A 3442-nucleotide genomic window follows, 5' to 3' on the forward strand; every position below is an offset into this window, starting at 1 on the left:
GTTTCAGCCGACTTGGTGGTCCGACGAGATTCCTCGCCTCGTGCTCATCGATGGGGAGGGGCTCGGGCACACCCCGAAGTCGGCGACCTCCCTGTCGACGACGGTCGCCGACCGCATCAACACCGTCGACGCAGTGCTGCTCGTAGACAATGCGGCCCAGCCGATGCAAGCCGCCCCCGCTGCCGCGGTGCGTTCCATCCTGACCTCGGGAAACACCGACAAGCTCATTTTCTGCTTCACCCACTTCGATGAGGTCACCGGGGACAATCTGTCCAACGCCAGGGAACGCCGCGATCACGTTCTGGGCAGTGCGACCAATCTGCTGTCGACGATTCGGGACGACTTCAATCCGCGGTCGGAGCAGTCGCTGAGCCGGAGACTGAACGCTAACGCGGTCTTTCTCTCCGGCATCGACAAGGTGCTCCGCGTGAAGGATGAAGAAGGCGATCGGTCGATCAAGCAGTTCAAGCGCCTCATCCAGATGATCGAGAAGGTCACCGATCGCCCCGATCTGGGACCGTCTCGGCCGGTGTACAACAGGGCTCCGCTCGAACAGGCAGTCCTCTCCGGCATCGCGAGCTTTCACCGCAGATGGGAGGCGTTGCTGGGCTTGGCGGTGAAACGCGATGTGAAAAAGGAGAATTGGACGCGTATCAAGGCGCTGAACCGGCGATTCGCCGAGGGTAGTGCTGACGAGTACAGGGACTTGCGGCCTGCATCGGATCTGCGCGAGTTCATCAAGGAGGAGATCTACAAGCAGTTGGAGTCACCGGCAAGTTGGACCGGCGGACCGCCTGACGACACGATCATCCTGACCGCCGTCATAGACGAGTTCTCCAACGGCATCGCGATGCGACTGTCGGAGCCGATTCGCGACCGTCTGTCGGTCACCGCACAGCCGTCCTGGGAGGAGGCTCTCGCCTTCCATGGAACCGGATCGACAAAGGTTCGTGCGGAACACATCGCCGAAGAGATCTTTCGCCGCCTCATTCAGCGATCGGGTGCAGAATCCAACGGATTTCTCCGGGACGTCGTGGCGGGACTCGACGACGCCGCGAAGGAAGTTGAAGTCACGATCCAGTGATCCTCTGACAGGGGCGACTCAGAGTCAGGATTGGGCGACGTCATCGGCTTTGGCGGGGGCGGCGGTGTCCGATGTGGGCTCAGCCGTCGTTGCCAGCTCGGGCTGACGATGGTTGCCGCCCACTAAGTTTCCGAGACCCCGGCCGAGCCGGCCGATGCCGTTGCCCACGCCAGATGCGCCGGCGGCGATCGCTCGTCCCGCGGCACCTGCGGCAGCTCCACCCACGGTCGCCGCGCGGCTCCCGATCTCGGCGACAGCATCTCCCACCGTGGGGCGACTGCCGGGGTCCACCCATCCCATGACCTGGCTGCCGCGGGCATCGGCGAAGCTGTCGAGGTCGTTCTTCAACTTCACGATGTCGTGCTTCAAGTTGTGCGTCGCGCCCCAGTAGATGCCGTCGAGTCGATGCATCTCTGCATAATGGGACAGCTCTGAACGAGCATGCACCAGTATTTCCCCATCACGTTCGAGATGCTCCGCCAACAGTTCGCGTGCGTCCGCGAGCACCATCTGCAAGTGTTCCGGCTCTATCGCCCGGACTCGCGCAATGCGTAGACGTTGCCACAGGTAGAGCGACTGCTCGCTGATCACGAGAAGATGAAGGCTCTCACCGATTCGATTGTCCTCGACGGCTCGGCGCAGATAGTCCGCGCGCGAGCGCACCGGCAATGTCGGGTCGAAGCCTGCGACTGTGCGCTTGATGTGCTCGCGCAGCCGCTCCACTGTTACCACCAAGGTCGGTCCCAGCCCGGCAACCGATTCCCAGTCCGTGGTGGGGAGCGCTCCCCGGTCGTCGAGATTCTTCACGAGGCGTTCCAAAGTCGCGAAATGACCGATCACATCACCGACCCGCGAGGCTTCTGCCAGCGCAAGAACGCGCTCGACTTTGCCCTCGACTCGAAGCACGGACTCTTCGACGGACGCGATCGACGTTGACAACGCAATCTGGACCGCCAGCAGTTGCAGTGACAGTGCCTGTGTGGGGCCGAGGGCGATCTTCTGCCACTGCAGTTGGTTGCGGAACTTTCCGGCTTCGTCCACAACGGTCATCCTGAAGAAGCCGTTGTCGCCGGGAAGCACGCGATGGGTTCGGAGAGCTTGGATACTTTTCGGAGACATTCGAACGAACTCCCCGGCCTGTGCCGCGGTGGAGAGCACCCCTGCGGCGATCGCTCCGGCATCGGCCGCAGAGCTGCTCGTGATCCCGGAAACCTCGATCGCCTCACCAGCCAAACTCTTGATGCGTGCGAGATACCTCGCCACTACGACGGGGTCACCAGAGACGAGCAGACCTTCCTCGTCCAGGGAAACTGCCAGTTCCGTATCGTGGGCGTCCCCGTCGACGCCCTCGATCGGCGCGGCGGTGTCAAGTGGTCGGCTCTCGCTCATGGGCGTGTTTCTTCTGTCATGTGGCTGCCTCGGCCGCGAAGCATCTCGGCGATGTGCGTGATCGCGTCCTCGAACCGTGCGCGACCGCCCACCGAGTTCAATCCGCGATCGGAGCAGTGAGGGATATTCCCAGGCAGAACGCACAGGTTGCGGTCGATGCCTGCTCGCTTCCAACCATCGCGCGCAGAGGCGCCCAGCAGCAAGACGCTCTCGACGTCGGGACAGAGATCGACGAACTCACGCGTCCACCGCACCGCCAGAGTCCGCTCGGCTGGAGTGGAACCGCCATTCTTCACCCCGGCGACAGGGAAAGGGACCACGTTCCAATGCACCACGTCGGACCACTGGATGCCCGACCTCGCATACGCCTCGCGGCAGTTACGGGCCGTGCGGTCATCGTTGTCGAGGCTCAACAGGCCCGAACCGGTTCCGGATTCCGCCTTGGTGGAGGGATTGTCGAGCAAGACAAGCACCCGCGCGCGAATGCCACCCTGATCCGGATCGACGTAGGGAATATCGCCGCTAGGAAGGCCGACGGCGTCCGCGATTCGATCGGCGAGCGCGTTGAGAGGCTCCACGTGAGGATCGCGGATTCGGGCCATCTTCTCAGCGACGATCCGAGGATCCGCATTGCGTCCGTTGGGCATGGTGCAAATTCTGCAGTACGAGTCAGGAACACGCCGCGGCGAGTGCTCCGACGAGGACGCACAAGAAGACGATGAAGGCGATGAAGTCCGCCACCCCCTCGGCCGAGGAGTTCTTCCTCGCGGCGCTCATTTCCTACCCTGCGACTCGCGCTGCGCGATGCCGCGCAGGATGTTGGTCCTCTGCGTCCTCAGCCGCTGAATCCGTAGTTGCTGCTCCGGGGTCAGGGGCTCGGTGGAGGCGACCTCGTCGGCAAGGGCCATGGTGAGCCTCGTGACCTCGGCGGTCAAACGGGACGTTCTCGCCTGCGGCGATTCGGCGACC

Annotated in this window: 3 protein-coding genes and 1 pseudogene; 1 reads left to right on the forward strand and 3 read right to left on the reverse strand. The window is 63.2% G+C overall.

Annotation, left to right across the window (positions count from 1 at the left end; genetic code table 11):
- A pseudogene (locus WAW17_RS22060) lies at nucleotides 1-1084 on the forward strand (hypothetical protein); the annotation flags it as partial.
- Nucleotides 1085-1108: 24 nt separating this feature from the next.
- Here the strand turns inward: WAW17_RS22060 and WAW17_RS22065 are convergent.
- From WAW17_RS22065 to WAW17_RS22075, 3 genes are all read right to left on the reverse strand, one after another.
- Nucleotides 1109-2473 (reverse strand): hypothetical protein, encoded by a 1365-nt coding sequence (locus tag WAW17_RS22065; RefSeq protein ID WP_422335048.1) that lies wholly within the window; start codon nucleotides 2471-2473, stop codon nucleotides 1109-1111.
- Nucleotides 2470-3120, reverse strand: coding sequence for a uracil-DNA glycosylase (locus WAW17_RS22070; RefSeq protein ID WP_422335049.1), 651 nt, complete (start codon nucleotides 3118-3120; stop codon nucleotides 2470-2472). The genes WAW17_RS22065 and WAW17_RS22070 overlap by 4 nt, the downstream gene beginning before the upstream one ends.
- Nucleotides 3121-3246: 126 nt before the next feature.
- Nucleotides 3247-3442: hypothetical protein (locus WAW17_RS22075; RefSeq protein ID WP_422335050.1), on the reverse strand; the 196-nt coding region annotated here is incomplete at its 5' end.

The organism is Rhodococcus sp. (in: high G+C Gram-positive bacteria), from assembly GCF_049286785.1.
GTDB lineage: Bacteria > Actinomycetota > Actinomycetes > Mycobacteriales > Mycobacteriaceae > Rhodococcus_F.

What these genes read in the sequence shown, in the direction of transcription:
- WAW17_RS22065 (WP_422335048.1), bottom strand. Translation starts at nt 2,473, where the DNA reads ATGAGCGAGAGCCGACCACTTGACACCGCCGCGCCGATCGAGGGCGTC.
- WAW17_RS22070 (WP_422335049.1), bottom strand. Translation starts at nt 3,120, where the DNA reads ATGCCCAACGGACGCAATGCGGATCCTCGGATCGTCGCTGAGAAGATG.